The organism is Colwellia sp. 20A7, assembly GCF_009832865.1.
Taxonomy (GTDB): Bacteria; Pseudomonadota; Gammaproteobacteria; order Enterobacterales; family Alteromonadaceae; genus Colwellia.
The window spans coordinates 1,900,089-1,917,313 of sequence record NZ_CP047130.1; the positions used below are offsets into that span (position 1 = coordinate 1,900,089).

A 17,225-nucleotide genomic window follows, 5' to 3' on the forward strand; every position below is an offset into this window, starting at 1 on the left:
GTAATATGGTTTACTTAAACTTAAACTTAAATATAAAATAAAATAAGATAAATAGAGAGTTAGTTACTCTGCAATTAATTGTTTAACAGTATAATGTGTGTTGTCAGACCCCAACTTACTTTTCATGAACGGTAATATTTCATCAAGTTGTTCCGCCAATTGCCATGGTGGGTTAACAATAAATAACCCGGTGCCCGTCATACCATATTCGTCAGTATCATTTTCTAAGCAAAACTCTACTTGTAAAACATTCTTAACCGCGCTTTTACTAAACGTATAACTCATCTGTTCAACAAGCGCTCGCTTCACAACCGGATACCAAAGAATATAAGTACCCGTCGCAAATTTTGCATAAGCTTTAATAATAGTTTTAACCGCTTTGTTATAGTCTTCTTTTAGCTCGTAAGGCGGGTCGATTAACACAACACCACGACGACTTGGTGGTGGCACTAAACCTAAAACACCTTGATAACCATCACTTTGCTTAACAAATACTTTTTTCCAGCGATAACAAAAATCATTTAAATGTTCAATGTCAGTGGGGTGTAGTTCAAATAAGTGAGTGCTGTCTTGTCGGCGCATAAAACGTTTAGCAATACCTGGCGAGCCCGGATATAACGTTAAGTCATTTTTATCGTCATTTTCACTTGTAGGATTTAACGCTTTAATTAAATCAATGTAAGGCTGAAGTGATTCAGGAATATTAGATTCATTGATTAACTTGGCAATACCTTCTTTATATTCGCCTGTTTTCTGTGCATATTCATCTTCTAATTGATACATGCCAGCGCCAGAGTGGCTATCAATATAATGAAAGCCTTTCTCTTTACGCGTCATATAATCAAGTACAAGTGTTAGTACGCTATGCTTGAGTACATCAGCAAAGTTTCCTGCATGAAAAGCGTGACGGTAACTTAACAAAAAAAATCCTTAAAACACAGAATATCTGAGTTTATCAATAGGGTAGTGGACAGGCTAGCTAATATTATTTTTAGCTAACCTATTCTATAACAGCTCAAGCTAAACTTATGAATTGGCTTGAGCTATAAATGGGTAAAGTATTACGCTTTGCTTGCTAAGTACTCGTCGTAAGTTCCAGCAAAATCAACATAACCCTCGGTTGTTAATTCAATAACACGTGTTGCGATTGTTGAAACAAACTCACGGTCATGGCTAACAAACAACAAAGTACCTTCATAAGTTTCAAGCGCCATGTTTAATGACTCGATAGATTCCATATCCATGTGGTTGGTTGGCTCATCAAGTACTAAAATATTTGGTTTTTGCATCATTAACTTACCAAATAACATGCGACCTTTTTCACCACCAGACAATACGCTTACGTTCTTTTTAATGTCATCGGCAGAGAACAATAAACGGCCTAAGTAACCACGAACCGCTTGTTCATCATCCGTTGGTTGACGCCACTGGCTCATCCATTCAAATAAGTTCATATCAGTAGCAAATTCGTATTCGTGATCCTGTGCGTAGTAACCAATGTTTACGTTCTCAGACCAAGTAAATTCACCTGACGTTGCTTCATAACCTACTTCACTCATTAAAGCGCGTAAGAAGGTCGTTTTACCAATACCGTTTTCACCAATAATCGCTACGCGCTCGCCTACTTCAATTAAGGCAGAAATATCTTTAAGGACTTGAGCATCATCAAAGTTTTTATTTAATTTTTCAATAACTAAGGCGTTACGGAATAATTTTTTCTCTTGTTCAAAACGAATGAATGGGTTACTTCGGCTTGACGCTTTAACTTCATCTAATTGAATTTTATCAATTTGTTTAGCACGAGAAGTTGCTTGTTTTGCTTTTGAAGCGTTTGCTGAGAAACGTGCAACGAAAGCTTGTAGCTCACCAATTTGTGCTTTTTTCTTAGCATTGTCTGATAACAAACGCGCACGCGCTTGGGTAGCCGCTAACATGTATTCGTCATAGTTACCTGGGTAAACACGTAGTTCACCGTAATCTAAATCAGCCATGTGAGTACAAACACTGTTCAAGAAATGTCTATCATGAGAAATGATAATCATCGTTGAATTACGTTCGTTTAACGTTTCTTCTAACCATTGAATTGTATGAATATCCAAGTTGTTGGTTGGCTCATCAAGCAATAAAATATCAGGATCCGAAAACAGTGCTTGCGCCAATAATATACGTAATTTAAAGCCAGGCGCGATTTCACTCATTAAACCGTAATGTTGTTCAACAGGAATGCCAACACCAATGAGCAATTCACCTGCACGTGCTTCAGCACTATAACCATCCATTTCAGCATATTCTGATTCTAAATCGCCAACTTTCATGCCGTCAGCCTCACTCATTTCAGGTAAAGCATAAATACGGTCACGTTCTTCTTTTACAGCCCAAAGTTCAGTATGGCCCATAATTACTGTATCAATAACGTTAGACGTTTCAAATGCGAACTGGTCTTGACGTAATTTACCCAAACGCTCGCCAGTATCTAAGCTTACGTTGCCTGCGGTTTGCTCTAAATCACCACCTAAAATTTTCATAAAGGTTGATTTACCACAACCGTTGGCACCGATTAAACCGTAGCGATTTCCGCCACCAAATTTTTGTGAAATATTTTCAAATAGAGGTTTAGCCCCAAACTGTTGGGTAATATTATTTGCTGTAAGCATGATGTGTTCCGTTTAATGTTGTTAGTCATTAGGCGTGAGTTATTGGTGTATTAAGCAAAGGCTTAATTGAAGAAATCAAATACAATAACCATAAAATAATGCGCGCGATTATACACTATTCTTATTTAACCTGATACGACAATTTAGGTTGATTGCTCTTAGGGCTGAGCGTTATAAACGTATGCGTTAATTATCTAAAAAATTTAAAAAAGGTATGCAGTGATACCGTCTATAATAGAAATAAAACAAGTTGTTTATTGTTATTTGTTTTTTACTTGTAAGTTTAGTTGGTTTGCACGCTTTCCACTAAAAAATTCTAAAGATGGATCATTTTTTAATTTTAAAAAACTAGGAAATAAATAAGATCTTGAAATACAGGGATTAAAACGATAAGTTAACGGATAATAAATTTACTATTGGAAGGGAATTCTTTTGTAGAAAAAAGGACTTTTGCCCGTCTAATAAGCTGTTATATTTTCAGGATAATTCTCATGCGCGTTGATATTTCGGAATATCTATATCATTGGATTAGAGCCGAATCTGAAGAGGATGCGATTTATAAACTTTGCAGTATTATTGAAAATAGAAAATTGTTGGGTGGAAATGGTTTTATCCGAGGACAACATACTTGCATTTGTTTTACTGAAACTCCGATGAACCTGTTTCATAAGCGAGAATCAAGGTATAAGAAATTTGGTGTAAGGTTTTTAAAAGAGCATATATTTAAAAAAGGTGGCAGACCCGTAATTTATCAACAAGATGACGAATATAATAACTTACCTGAAAATCTAAAGTGGCGTCATGTGAGTTTCTCTCCACCCAAGATTGATTTTACATGGGAAAGGGAGTGGCGTTTAAATTTTCAAGAACTTGAAATAGAGCCACAAGAAATTACCTTTATAGTACCTCACGAGGGCTTTGGAGAATGTTTAAGCACAACGTATTATACAAAAGAGTATCGTACGGTTTTTAGTGCTGTACCAGTAAGTGATCCTTATAGTGTTAATCAACCAGAACACTTTAAATATATCGTTTTATGAAAATATAACAAGAAATTAAACAAGGACAAAAAACAGTTGGTTTTTGCTCCATCGTCCTTATTTTAACCAACTATTTTTTGCCTATTAATTAGGCGTTAAGCAGCTATGAATAGCTTGGAGTTAATTTTTGGCTAAACCACCTTTATCTCATTATTCGCCCAAATTTGCTAATAAAGCTTGGGCGGATGATGATGGATATATATCTTATTTCAGCTCGCCATATAGCTCAGATATAAAAAAAGAGCCTAAGGGTTGGAAAGAATGGGGTAGGAAAAGAGGATTATATACTTGGGCTGTTGAAAACTCATTAGATAATGATTTAGAAACTGATGCTAGCGTCGTATATCAAAAAATTTGCAGTTTTAATGAATTAAATAATGATGAAAGAATAATTTGGTCTCAATTTCTCCTATCTCAACTTGTTCGGACACCGACGTATATGGCGTACGAAAATAAAGCTTGTGAATTATTTGGTATCACTGATAAGCCAAAACATGATCGGGTTGGATGTAAAGAATGTGGCGATTTAAATTTTGTCGCTAATAGAGATTGGTGTTTACTTTTAGCTCATGAAGACGATTATTTTGTACGGAGTGATAATCCAGTATTTCAAACCGGCTTTATCGAATTACCAGATACATGTTTATTTTATCCACTCACTCCTAAGTTATGCTTTGTAGCCTGTTCGATGACCGAGGGTTGGAATGCATTTACAAACAAGCCCAATGAAACTATTGGTTATGAATTAGATAAAGGTAACGCTCACTTTTATAATTTTCATTTAGCTAAAGCGGCAGGGAGATCATTAATTATATCCCCACATCACGACGGTGAGATGGCTGAACGGATGTACAATGATGTTCTCGGTATTTATCCTCAGCCACCTTTTTCACTTCATGTTCTGGATAATAATGCTCAAAGTCCATTTGAAAGTATTCGTAAAATAATGAGTGAAACTGATAATAAGGACTATCCTGATTGGCAAGCAATGGAGCTCGAACCTTTTTATCAAATAAAGCAGTCGTAAAGCTGCTTAACGAGTTAACAAGGACATATATGGACGCTTCCTTGATGTCAAGCCGAGCTTAAGTGAAACAGAAGAAAATCTCTTATGTTTTACATGGCTGATCCGAACTATTTTCAATCTACTGTTTATGATGACAGGCTCTGTGCTTGCTTAAAGCAAACTGTACTGACATATATTCGAGCTATGGTTTGTTCTCCATGCTCCAGATGAGTTGCGAACTAGAAATACCTTTAAACATTGATCACTCAAACGCGCTTTATGCACTTGTCCTATCGCAGGCTTTGTTCTAGTTGGCTAGTGCCTTTTAATTTCATCTTGTAAACAACAGTCTTGAAAAGTTAAACCTTAAAAATTAGGTACTATCTAGCTGCCTAAACACCCATACAGGCTCAAAGCCTTTGTCCGTGACAGGCTAGCTAGATAGCAAAACTGGTAATAATTCATGCCACAACCCTAACCACTTGAGGTGTGTAATGGCATTGCTTTTGTAATAATGTCCACATGATACGTGCTAATTTGTGAGCTGTTGCTACAGCGGTGCAATTGAACGTTTTTCTTGCTCTTAATTGGGTGATCCATAAGCTTAATGCATCTTGCTTTTTCCCTGCATGACTAATGATAGCGCGAGCCCCATGTATTAATTGTTTACGTAGGTATTGATCGCCTCGTTTACTTATCCCTCCCATCACGCTTTTGTTACCTGAGGCAAATTGTTTTGGTGTTATGCCAAGCCACACTGCAAAATCTTTAGCGCTGGCGAAAGCTTGGCCACTGCCTATAGAAGCGACAAAGGCTGAAGCATTGAGGTATCCAATTCCAGGTATACTTAATAATATTTGCCCTAATGGATTTGCTTCAATATCAGTTTTTAATTGCTTTTCAATGGCTTTGATACGTACTGATAATGTTTTGTATTCTGTGTAAACATCTTTAACGAGCCAGTTTAACGTTACAGAGAGTGATTCATCTACAGACAAGGCTTGAATTTTTTCATTAAAGGCGACCTTCCCAAGTGGAAAAATAATACCAAAATCAGCTAATAAGCCTCGTAGCTGGTTACTTGCAGCGGTACGTGCACTGAGTAATCTTTCGCGCAAGCGGTGTAAAATTAAGATTTCTTGTTGTGCCTGAGTTTTTATCGGAACAAAGCGAATAAAAGCTCGAGAGCTTGCTTCAAAAATGGCGAGGGTATCATTACTGTCGTTTTTGTTACCACGAACAAAAGGGGTAACATGCTGAGCAGGAATTAAATCAACAGTATGCCCCATTGATTCAAACGTTCTTCCCCAATAATGAGAAGAGTAACAGGCCTCCATAACGACACGACATGAAAAGTGACTAAGTTGAGCTCGATTTAAGCGCTTATTAAATACAACTTTACCTGTGGACGTAAAGCCCATGACCTGAAAAACGTTTTTTGCTAAATCGATTGATATTGTGGTAACTTTCATGATGGACGTTCCTTAAATTAACTGAGTTCTCAAAACCAGTTTGGCGCATTGACGCCGTAATTGGGAGCGTCCATCTCATCACCCATCCTTATTTTTGATCAACGATCGATAGCCAAGGTTTGATCAAAGGTTAAAGAAACATAACAAGCAGACCGAACAATATAAATAGCAATAGAAAGGGATTAACTAGGACATCCACCTTTATTTGAAAAAATTCAATACCTAAACTAGGATTAAATGACTTATCAAAACAAAAGGATTTTGTTGATGACTACCCCTAGAAAACAACTCATTAATTTAGTTTATACACCTTATTACCATTGTATTTCTCGTTGTGTTCGCCGAGCATTTCCTTGCGGTCAAGACAACCACACAGGTCAATGTCTTGGTGGCCACCTATTAATCAATATTGTGCAAAATCATATAGGCTTTTCTATCAGTACTTTTATTAAAATCATTTTTAACTGTTAAACTACAAAAAATTAATTACTTAATACTTAATATAGCTATGGCATTTTACCTTCCTTTAGTACAGCTTCATTTTAAACAGATTAAAATTCGCGATACGCTAACATCACTTTGGAGCGGATGTGGCAGTATTGTGCAGTGCCAGCTTGATGATAAAGCCTGTGTAATTAAAGCGATTAAGGTACCAAGCTACATAAGGCATCCTAAAATTAAACAAAGTGCATTTGCACTAAAAAGAAAACAAGATTCTTATCGTGTTGAATATCATTTTTATAAGTTACATAGCCTGCATTTACCGATATATGCGCAAAGTATTGAATGTATAAACGCAATTAATAAAGATGATGAATATGTATTGGTATTTAAAGATTTCACTAAGCATGGGTTTGCTCAAGCTGGGCATCAACACATTAAAGCGATATTAAATTGGCTTGCGCACTTTCATGCATTTAACTTAAATAAGCCCACTGACGGGTTATGGCAACAAGGTAACTACTGGCATTTAAGCACGCGTCCTGATGAGTTTAACAAACTAAAAGAAAGGGCAGATAAAAAGTCCGATATTAAAAATGTTGCACATAAAATAGATGAGCAACTACAAAGTTGTGCGTACAAAACGCTGATTCATGGTGATGCGAAACTTGCTAACTTTGCAGTAAATGAGCGTGGCAAAATACTCGGTTATGATTTTCAATATATAGGTGCAGGTAGCGGGGTAAGTGATGTAATGTATTTTATGACCAGTTGCTTTAGTGATAAGCAATTACATGAATGCGCTGATGAGTACCTTGTATATTATTTTGATAATTTAAAAGCGGCAATTACTACTTATCACCCAAAAGCACCCGCAGATAAAATAGCTAACGACTGGCTTTTTTTATGGCCTGCTGCATGGGCAGATTTTTATCGGTTTTTAGCTGGCTGGAGTCCACAACATCAAAAAATGAATAGCTATATGCTTAAACAGGTGAACAACTGGTTAGCGAGTAATATTGAATAAACAGGTCTTGCTAAGCTCTTGCATAAATATCAAGCAAAACCATATATTTTGACACCGGATATTAAAATCTCTTTAAAACTACAGGTCAAATAATCATTTTTAATATAAAATATCGCTAATTATTGTCTTAGTAGGTTTTTTATCATGGCTATTCACGTTATTACTCACCCTCTTGTTCAACATAAACTCGGCTTAATGCGCGCACATGGCATTAGCACTAAAAGTTTTCGTGAATTGTGCTCCGAAGTAGGTACATTATTAACTTACGAAGCGACTAAAAACCTACCACTTGAAGATAACGAAATAACGAGTTGGGATGGCAATAAATTAAATGTGCAACATATTAAAGGGAAAAAAATCACGGTAGTGCCTATTTTGCGTGCGGGCTTGGGTATGATGGACGGCGTAATGCAATTATTGCCAGCTGCTAAGGTAAGTGTAGTAGGGCTGCAACGTAATGAAGAAACATTAGAGCCGATTCCGTACTTTGAAAAGCTAGTGGGTAATATTGATGAACGCTTGAGCCTAGTAATTGACCCAATGCTTGCAACGGGTGGTTCAATGATTGCGACTATCGACATGCTTAAAAAAGCAGGATGTAAAGAAATTAAAGTAATTATACTTGTAGCGGCGCCTGAGGGGGTTACAAAAACACTTGAAGCTCATCCTGACATCGAAATATTTACTGCATCTGTAGACAGCCACCTTAACGAAAAAGGTTATATAGTGCCTGGTTTAGGTGATGCAGGCGATAAAATATTTGGGACTGTTTAGAAGAATTTCTTGAGTCGCTAGTTAACCTGTTTTATTTTAATATGCTTTATAAGCGAGTGTCCCTTGTTAATATTAAAAGTAAGGCAATTGGTGATACTTTGGCTTCTTATTATTTGACTAAAAGTTTTTGGGTGTCCCATAGTTTTATTTAGTATTGTTGGGAGGATTAAATGAAAAAATTTGAATATATTTGCTTAAAACTATCTTGGGTGGGTAGCAATAAAGGAATTTCAATCACACAATTTGGAGAAACTCGAAATTTTTCGTTGAATTCATCTAAGAAATTCACAGAAAACAATCATTTTAGGGTATTTAATAAAGTAATAGGTATATTAGGAGCTCATGGGTGGGAGTTGGTCTCTATAAGTACTCTTATGGGAACTGATATTGGAGTACTTACAAATATAAATACAACTCAGTCTGAAGCACAAGAGTTTTGGTTTAAACGTGAAATTTCAGGAGTAGATGGACTAGAGCTAAATGTTGAACAAATATTATTTTCAATATTCGATGGTGCAACACTAAAAACTGATCAAGAAATTCAAGAAGAAATCAAAGAAGAAGAGCGTAAAAATAAAAACCATGGTCTGTGGGGAGGCACATAAGTAACTATTAATTACCATTGAAATTATTGAAATTAACGAGGACAGTCGCTCAAATTTGAACAAGTCATTCCTCAACTACGGCTAAGAAATGACTTGTAAGTTATAAGCGCTTGTTAATGTTAATTAACAGTTGATTAGGCTCTATTTATCGAAAACTTATTATGACTTTAGGCAACTTGTACATTATCTACAAGTGTTGTATCTAGGTCTTCAAGCGGGCCGAAAAACTCAAAATGTACTTGCTCTGTCGTCAGCTCTAGCTCTTTAGTCAGCTGATTAACGCTTCGCATAAACGGCGCGGGACCAAGAAAATAGAAGTCGACATCTTTTGATTTAGGCAAATGCGTTGCTAAATGCTCGTATGATAAATATCCCGTTGCGTCAGGGGTATCCTCTTTGAGCGGCTGATCGTAAACGTAAAATACATTAAGGTTGCTATGTTTTTCCGCTAGAGTGTCAACATGGTGTTTAAATGAATGTACCTGTCCATTTTGCGCCGCATGAATAAAGTGAATTTCACGACCACTGTCAACTGTTGCATTAAGCATGCTGATAGCTGGAGTTATACCTACCCCGGCAGTAACTAAAAATAGCGGTCTTTCATTGTTCTTTAAAACAAAGTCACCGCAAGGTGCAGAGAGGTTTACACTTTCTCCCTCTTCTAGTTGGTTATGTAAATAATTAGAAACTAAACCTTCAACTTCACGTTTAACACTAATGCGCAAAGTATTCTTACCTGGTGCATCAGAGAGGCTGTAGTTACGACGTACTATTTGCCCGTCAATTGTTACTACGACAGCCACATATTGTCCTGGTTGAAAATCGATCAATTCAGGCCCTGAACTTGGCTCGAAATAGAAAGAGGTGATCACATCACTTTCGATCTTTTTACTTACTAACTTAAAGGCTCGTTCACCACGCCAGCCACCAGCGCGATTCTCATTATCAGTGTGAATAACTTCCTCTGCTTGAATTAATATATCAGCCAATTGCTGATAAGCTGCCGCCCATGCATCGATAATATCATCCGTTGCTGCATCTCCCAGTACTGTACTGATAGACTCCAATAAACACTCACCTACAATAGGGTAATGTTCAGGTAATATACCTAACGAACAATGTTTTTGTGCAATTAAGCTAACCGCATCACCAAGTAGCTCTAAGCGTTCAATATTCTTTGCATAAGCAATCACAGCATTTGCTAATGCTTGACGTTGACTGCCTTTATCTTGATTGACTTGATTAAAGTATTTTAAAACTTGTGGGTAACGAGTAAACATTAGCGGGTATAAATGTTCAGTAATATCTCGAGCATGAGCCGAAACAGCTGGTACTGTCGCAGTAATTGTTTGAATTTGTGCAGGTGTTAGCATTTTTAATTATCTCCTGATTGTTTAAATTTGGTGTATTTGCTTTCTATTATGAGTTGGTTTCCTGAGCTAAATTATTAGCCTCAATACTAATAACTTAATTGTTGCATTTAAAATGCAACAATTAAGTTAAAAAAATGATTAAGAATTTATTTTGTTCTATTTATAATGTTGTGTTTTTAATGCAAGAGCTAGGTGAGGTAATAATTCACCTAGCAAATAAACTTATGCATAACTCATATGCATTTTTATAATATTATTACCTGTTTGGCCTTTAACGGTATCTGCTAAGGTGTAACGATTCATTTCTTCATAAAAAGCTTTTAAACCATTATCTAAAAAACTTTTCACCTGACAGCCAACGCTAAGCTTGCACTTGGCCTTTTCGCAATCAATCAATTGACTGCAACCTTCTAGCTGTCGAATTATTGTCCCAAGCGTTAATGATGTAGGTGCAATAGCTAGTTGCAAACCACCATTTCTACCTCTAGTAGTCAGTACCCACTCTAGTTTTGCCAGCTTATTTACTACTTTTATCAAGTGATTTCTGGGCACTTGAAACTGTTCAACAATCTCACTAATTTTTATCGGTTCAGGGCGGCTATGTGTTAGATACATTAGTACTCTAATACCTAAGTCGGTAAAATGCGTAAGTTGCATAGTAAATATTCATTTTGATGATTAATATTGGTGATTATATTAATGTTGCATTTAAAATGCAACATTAATGGTGGTTTTGTTTTTTAGCCATAAAACTAACTAGTTGCTACATTTCTTCGTCGCTAATGTTAATTAACTATTTGATTACCTGTTAATTTGAGGGTATTTTATTGAATAATGATATTTATGAATTTAAAATTATTTAGAAGCTTAGCTAATTTAATTAATGTAGTGGATATAATTATTGGTGAGTGCAAGGCTAGCTACGGCACTTTTATTTTGCGTAACGATCAATTAAAAATGTAATTTTGGCTGAAAATTAATGAAAAAATTTGAAATAAATACGAATAGATTAACCATAGAATTAATGGATGAAGATGGAAGCCAACAGCTCTATGAGAAAAATTATTGGGGGCTTTGGAAGGTTGTTGTAAAAGGTACTGATGCTTTTATTGGTTACATACTCGTAAAGCCACTAAATATATCGAGCGAGTTCCCTGATGTTAATAACATAGAAATAGGCTGGCGTTTTAAACAAGAAAGTTGGGGGCAGGGTTATGCAACCGAAGCTGCCAAAGCTGTTGCTGAAAAAGTTATGGAGCAAAAAGATATTAAAATTCTAAGTGCCACGGCAGATGCGAGTAACGCCGCGTCAATTCGGATAATGGAAAAGTTGGGAATGTCTTTCGTTAAAAACTATAACGATAAAACTCAGGGAACAGAGGTTGCGTCTGTACTTTATTCTAAGGCGTTATAAAGTTACAGAACATGATTCTGGCGCTATAACAGAGGAAGAGTTTAATTTAGAAAAACAAAAACTGTTGATTAAAACAAGTTAACACATTACTAAAAGAACAGAAAATAGCGAGTAGTTCTTATTAGTTACCTCTTTGTGAGGTGTTATATTTAAAATAGAGATCAAATAGTGAATAATTAATTGTAAAGTAAATGATTTACCTGAAAAACAAGGCAAATTCATTGTCTCACTTCAATGTTTAATACACTTACTACAAGGTTACATAGATTCTACTAACTTAATACCGTATAAATAGACCCTGTAACAATATCTGTGTAAGTACCATTTTTAAATATAGTCTGAAATACGGTCTTCGAATTCAATCATAAAACGATTCAAGGCCGATTTCCAATTCCTTATTGGCATAGTCCATTTTTTCGATGCTTGAGTAATGGCTAAGTAAATAACTTTCTTAGCTGAGTCATCGTTGGGAAATACCTTTCTGTTTTTAACCGCTTTGCGTATAACGCTGTTTAACGATTCTATCGCATTCGTTGTGTATATAGCCTTGCGGATATCATTCGGGTAAATGAATAAGGTATTGAGATTATCCCAATGACGTCGCCAGGAAGCTGATATGCTTGGGTATTTATCGTCCCAGCGTGCTGAGAATGCATCTAATGCCTTCAATGCTTGCTCTTCATTATCGCTTGGTAAATGTTTTTAGGTCTTTGGTTACCGCTTTATAATCAGTATAAGGCACAAATTTCAGCGAATTCCTTACCATATGTACAATACATAACTGTATTTGAGTATTTTCAAAGGCGGTATTAATGGCATCAGGAAAGCCTTTTAAACCATCAACACAGGCAATAAGGATATCTTGAACGCCTCGGTTTTTGAGCTCGGTCAACACATTAAGCCAGAATTTAGCCCCTTCATTTTCAGAGAACCACATACCCAGTAAGTCCTTTTGCCCTGTGACATCAACGCCTAGCGCTAAATAAACCGCTTTGTTGATAACCTTATTATCTTCTCTGATTTTTAGACGGATACAGTCCATATAAACGATAGGATAAACAGGCTCTAACGGCCTTGTTTGCCATTCATCGACTTTTTCAATTACCGCATTGGTCACACGAGAAATTAAGGTGGGAGAGACTTCTGCGCCATAAAATTCATCAAACGAGTCGACGATATCGCGCGTCGTCATACCTTTGCCGTAAAGGTATAAAATCTTGTCGTCCATAGAGGTGAATCGTGTTTGATTTTTCTTTACGAGGAGCGGCTCGAAGCTACCATCACGGTCACGTGGTGTATTTAGCTCAAACTCTCCGTCCTCGGTTTTAACTTTTTTAGCGCTAAACCCGTTACGGTTGTTGGGCGTACTCGTTTTTTCATGTTTAGCGTAACCAAGGTGGTCGTCTAATTCGGCATTTAGTGCCGCTTCAACAGTAACCTTGGTTAGCATAGCTCTGAATTTATCTAAATCTTCGCCTGTTTTAATACTTTTTGCGGCTTCTTTTGCAAAAGCTTCAAGTTCTTTATGGTTCATGTGTTGTACCTTTCTTTGATACCACTAGGGTAACTGATGAAAAGTACTTACACAAAATCTGTTACAGGCTCTATAAATACGTTAAAATGTAGTCATTATCTTTGTTTTGAGCCTCTTATATTCATGAATACTAACAATACCGAAGTTGTTACACCTGCTAGCTTTACGCAGCTTAACCTTATTTCGCCTTTAGTCGCGCGCTTAGCCGAGCTGGAATATCAACAACCAACGCCTATTCAAGGGCAGGCTATTCCTAATGTGCTAGCTGGGCGTGATCTCATTGCTGGCGCAAATACAGGGTCAGGTAAAACAGCAACGTTTGCGCTTCCTTTGTTGCAACAACTTTTTAATAAAAAAGCACAAAATAAAAAAAGCATGGGCAAGGAGGGCAATTTTGTTAGTGGGCTAATTTTAGTACCTACGCGTGAATTAGCGAAGCAAGTTGCTGACAGTATTCGATCTTATGCCGCAGACCTTAATGGTGCGATTAAAACCGTGGCAGTATTTGGTGGTGTGTCGGCAAATACTCAAATGTTGGCCTTACGCGGTGGTACTGATATTTTAGTAGCAACGCCTGGGCGATTACTCGATTTGATATCAAGTAATGCTATTAAGCTTGATCGCGTTAAAACCTTGGTGTTAGATGAAGCCGATCGCATGTTGAGCTTAGGTTTTACTGAAGAGCTTTCTGCGTTATTAGCGTTAATGCCAACGCAAAAGCAAACGTTACTATTTTCTGCAACCTTTCCAGAGCAAGTTAAAGCGTTAACGGCACAATTACTTACTAATCCAGTTGAAATACAAGTGCAAAATGCTGATGCTAGCACCTTGGTTCAGCGTGTTTTTACTGTGAATAAAGGAGAAAAAACAGTATCACTTGCGCATTTAATAAAACAGCATAAATGGCGACAAGTACTGGTTTTTGTTAATTCTAAAAACGGTTGTGAACATCTTGCTTATAAACTTTCTAAGCATGACATTGTTGCTGAAGTGTTTCATGGTGATCAAGGTCAAGGCGCTCGTAATCGTGTGCTTGAAGGGTTTAAAGCTGGCGAGATTGACGTATTAATTGCAACCGATATTGCAGCCCGTGGTTTAGACATCGAAAAACTGCCTGTCGTTATTAACTTTGATTTACCAAGAAGCCCGTCAGATTATATGCACCGTATTGGTCGAAGTGGCCGTGCTGGTGAAGTTGGTTTAGCGCTATCCTTGATTGATTATGAAGATTATCATCATTTTAAAATTATCGAAAAGAAAAATAAGATCAGGCTTGAACGAGAAGAGATAATTGGTTTTGAAATTGATGAATCACTTATTGACCCGTCTTTTTCTGTAAGCAAGCCAATGGCACCGCCAGAAGGCCAGGGTAAAAACAGTGGTAAGAAGAAAGCGAAGAAAAATTTAAAAAGTAAGTCGTCTATTAATACCGACATTTGGGCCGGTTATTTAAAATCAGATTCTGAGTAACGGTTAAATACTGATAAGAAAAGCAGTCATAAATTATAGCGTTAGTTTACATTTGAACTAACGCTATAGGGTTTATGGCAGTGTTAATGACATTGATTAGTTTTTACGGTTATCCTTTACCTTTTCTGTCATTAAATTGGTTGTCAGAAAAACGTGTTAACCCTTTTTTATGTGCCGGTGTTCCTTTTCCTTGTCCTTGCTTAGGTCTATTTTGCCCAGGGCTACTCTTAAAACCTTGAGAGTTATTTTTCCCTTGTCGTCTATCATTATTTTGGTTGCGCTGTTCATTACGTGTTTCTTTAGGTACTAAACAGTTCGGTGCAGAGCCAATCAACTTACTTAGTCCCATTTTGGTTAATGCTGCACGTATTTCAGGCCAGTTATTTTGATCGTGATAACGTAAAATTGCTTTATGTAAACGGCGTTGAATTGTGCCCTTAGGAACAGTAATGGTACCGTCGTCTCTAGCAATGTTTTTACTGGTTACATTACGTAAAGAGTTAATCTCTGTGTGATATAACGTTGTAGCATTGGCTAAAGGCGATGGATAAAAGTTTTGAACTTGGTCAAGCTTAAAGTCGTTACTTTTTAGCCATAGTGCTAAGTTCACCATGTCTCTGTCGGTTGTTCCTGGGTGTGCAGAAATAAAGTAAGGAATTAAATACTGCTTTTTTCCTGCAACTTTAGAGTAATGATCAAACATTTCTTTAAATTTATCATAGCTACCCATACCCGGTTTCATCATGTTAGCTAATGGACCCGTTTCGGTATGCTCAGGCGCTATTTTTAAATAACCACCAACATGATGTGTTGCTAATTCTTGAACATATTCAGGATGTTCAATAGCTAAATCGTAACGAACGCCTGACGCTATAAGTACCTTTTTAATGCCTTTTACTTTTCTTGCTTTTCGATACAGCTCTATCGTTGGTGTGTGATCCGTATCTAAATGACCACATATGGTTGGCCAAACACAAGAAGGCTTACGACAAGTTGCTTCAGCTTTTTCACTTTTACAATTAAGCTGATACATATTGGCAGTAGGGCCACCTAAATCAGAAATAACGCCAGTAAAACCTGGTACTTTAAGTTTTATGTCTTCAATTTCAGCAATAATAGATTCATGAGAACGAGACTGAATAATACGGCCTTCATGCTCGGTAATAGAGCAAAAAGTACAACCACCAAAACAACCACGCATAATGTTGATAGACGTTTTAATCATGTCGTATGCTGGTATTTTAGCATTACCATAACTTGGATGCGGTACACGTTGATAAGGTAAACCAAATACACCATCCATTTCTGCTTCAGAAAGTGGTTTAGCTGGTGGGTTTAACCAGATAATTCGGTTGCCATGAGTTTGAACTAAAGGTTTAGCTGATGTTGGGTTAACTTCTTGATGAAAAATACGAGACGCATGCGCATAAAGCACTTTATTGTCTTTAACTTGTTCAAACGTTGGCAAGTTAATATAAGTATTTTCCCAAGGCTTGGCCTTTTTTTCCCATGTAGTATTGCGAGAATAACTACTTTTACTTTCATTAAAATCTGCAATATTAATAACTTGCGCTGTTTTAGTAACATCTTTTAAGTCGCTATTTGCTTCAGCCGTGGCCGCTTCATTGTCGCTACAACTTTCGGATGTTATTTCAGCATAAGGATTGATTATAGGTTCTATTTTACCTGGTCTGTCAATATCACGTGAATCTATACCTTTCCAACCGGGTAGGGCTTGGTTCGCTAAAAATGCACTACCACGAACATCGGTGATTTTTTTCACGTCTTCACCGTTAGCAATACGGTGTGCTATTTCAATAAGAGGACGTTCAGCATTACCGTAAATTAATAAGTCAGCTTTTGAGTCAAATAACACCGAGCGGCGTACTTTATCAGACCAGTAATCATAATGGGCAATACGACGTAAACTTGCTTCTATGCCGCCAATAATAACAGGAACGCCTTTAAAGGCTTCTTTACAACGCTGAGTATAAGCAGTTACTGCACGATCAGGACGTTTTCCACCTTCATCATTTGGTGTATAAGCATCATCATGACGCATACGACGTTCAGCGGTATAGCGGTTTATCATGGAATCCATATTACCTGCGGTAACACCAAAAAATAGATTTGGTTTGCCAAGTTCCATAAAGGCATCTTTTGAACGCCAATCAGGTTGAGCGATAATACCAACACGAAACCCTTGAGATTCTAACATTCTACCAATAACTGCCATGCCAAAACTTGGATGATCTACGTAAGCATCACCTGTGACAATAATTATATCGCAGCTATCCCAGCCCAATACGTCCATTTCTTTTCTCGACATAGGAAAAAATGGTGCAGTACCGTAACTTTCGGCCCAATATTTTGGGTAGTCGAATAAGGATGGCTGTTGTGCTTTGATCATAGAAG

At 37.0% G+C, this 17,225-nt stretch carries 13 protein-coding genes and 2 pseudogenes; 8 read left to right on the forward strand and 7 right to left on the reverse strand.

Translation table 11 applies throughout. From position 1 onward, the window contains the following. Positions 1 to 63: 63 nt before the first annotated feature. The gene (locus GQS55_RS08290) at positions 64 to 921 is read right to left on the reverse strand and encodes a 23S rRNA (adenine(2030)-N(6))-methyltransferase RlmJ (protein WP_159819636.1); all 858 of its coding nucleotides are present in this window, start codon (positions 919 to 921) and stop codon (positions 64 to 66) included. Positions 922 to 1,061: 140 nt separating this feature from the next. Then, positions 1,062 to 2,654 carry an ABC-F family ATPase gene (locus tag GQS55_RS08295; RefSeq protein ID WP_159819638.1) on the reverse strand — a complete coding sequence of 531 codons (1,593 nt, stop codon included), beginning with the start codon at positions 2,652 to 2,654 and terminating at the stop codon, positions 1,062 to 1,064. A 491-nt stretch (positions 2,655 to 3,145) separates the two neighbouring features. Here GQS55_RS08295 and GQS55_RS08300 point away from each other — a divergent pair, with 491 nt between their 5' ends. Beyond that, the gene (locus GQS55_RS08300; RefSeq protein ID WP_159819640.1) at positions 3,146 to 3,694 is read left to right on the forward strand and encodes a hypothetical protein; all 549 of its coding nucleotides are present in this window, start codon (positions 3,146 to 3,148) and stop codon (positions 3,692 to 3,694) included. 127 nt (positions 3,695 to 3,821) lie between these two features. Next, positions 3,822 to 4,721 carry a DUF4238 domain-containing protein gene (locus GQS55_RS08305; protein ID WP_159819642.1) on the forward strand — a complete coding sequence of 300 codons (900 nt, stop codon included), beginning with the start codon at positions 3,822 to 3,824 and terminating at the stop codon, positions 4,719 to 4,721. 440 nt (positions 4,722 to 5,161) lie between these two features. Here the strand turns inward: GQS55_RS08305 and GQS55_RS08310 are convergent, their stop codons facing one another. Next, complete coding sequence (locus GQS55_RS08310) at positions 5,162 to 6,172, reverse strand: IS110 family transposase (RefSeq protein WP_159819644.1); 1,011 nt, start codon at positions 6,170 to 6,172, stop codon at positions 5,162 to 5,164. A 267-nt stretch (positions 6,173 to 6,439) separates the two neighbouring features. On the opposite strand from GQS55_RS08310, the pseudogene GQS55_RS08315 reads away from it, so the two are divergent. The 4 genes and pseudogenes from GQS55_RS08315 to GQS55_RS08330 form a co-directional block, all read left to right on the forward strand. After that, positions 6,440 to 6,553, forward strand: a pseudogene (locus GQS55_RS08315) (transposase); the annotation flags it as partial. Between the two features lie 127 nt (positions 6,554 to 6,680). Beyond that, positions 6,681 to 7,640 (forward strand): phosphotransferase, encoded by a 960-nt coding sequence (locus tag GQS55_RS08320; protein ID WP_159819646.1) that lies wholly within the window; start codon positions 6,681 to 6,683, stop codon positions 7,638 to 7,640. Between the two features lie 144 nt (positions 7,641 to 7,784). Further along, positions 7,785 to 8,414, forward strand: a complete 630-nt coding sequence (gene upp / locus GQS55_RS08325) for a uracil phosphoribosyltransferase (RefSeq protein ID WP_159819648.1) — start codon at positions 7,785 to 7,787, stop codon at positions 8,412 to 8,414. 170 nt (positions 8,415 to 8,584) lie between these two features. Further along, positions 8,585 to 9,019, forward strand: a complete 435-nt coding sequence (locus tag GQS55_RS08330) for a hypothetical protein (RefSeq protein WP_159819650.1) — start codon at positions 8,585 to 8,587, stop codon at positions 9,017 to 9,019. A 167-nt stretch (positions 9,020 to 9,186) separates the two neighbouring features. Here the strand turns inward: GQS55_RS08330 and hmpA are convergent, their stop codons facing one another. Further along, positions 9,187 to 10,392, reverse strand: coding sequence for an NO-inducible flavohemoprotein (gene hmpA / locus GQS55_RS08335; protein WP_159819652.1), 1,206 nt, complete (start codon positions 10,390 to 10,392; stop codon positions 9,187 to 9,189). A 222-nt stretch (positions 10,393 to 10,614) separates the two neighbouring features. Next, a complete protein-coding gene (locus tag GQS55_RS08340; protein WP_159819654.1) occupies positions 10,615 to 11,049 on the reverse strand; it encodes an RrF2 family transcriptional regulator in 435 nt (144 codons plus the stop codon). A gap of 322 nt (positions 11,050 to 11,371) precedes the next feature. Between GQS55_RS08340 and GQS55_RS08345 the strand changes: the two genes are divergently transcribed. After that, a complete protein-coding gene (locus GQS55_RS08345; protein WP_159819656.1) occupies positions 11,372 to 11,806 on the forward strand; it encodes a GNAT family N-acetyltransferase in 435 nt (144 codons plus the stop codon). Between the two features lie 327 nt (positions 11,807 to 12,133). On the opposite strand, the pseudogene GQS55_RS08350 reads toward GQS55_RS08345, so the two are convergent. After that, positions 12,134 to 13,340 (reverse strand): annotated as a pseudogene (locus GQS55_RS08350) (IS256 family transposase). A 123-nt stretch (positions 13,341 to 13,463) separates the two neighbouring features. Here GQS55_RS08350 and GQS55_RS08355 point away from each other — a divergent pair. After that, the gene (locus GQS55_RS08355) at positions 13,464 to 14,810 is read left to right on the forward strand and encodes a DEAD/DEAH box helicase (RefSeq protein WP_159819658.1); all 1,347 of its coding nucleotides are present in this window, start codon (positions 13,464 to 13,466) and stop codon (positions 14,808 to 14,810) included. 109 nt (positions 14,811 to 14,919) lie between these two features. On the opposite strand, the gene GQS55_RS08360 is transcribed toward GQS55_RS08355, so the two are convergent. Then, positions 14,920 to 17,220 (reverse strand): YgiQ family radical SAM protein, encoded by a 2,301-nt coding sequence (locus GQS55_RS08360; RefSeq protein WP_159819660.1) that lies wholly within the window; start codon positions 17,218 to 17,220, stop codon positions 14,920 to 14,922. Positions 17,221 to 17,225: the final 5 nt, after the last annotated feature.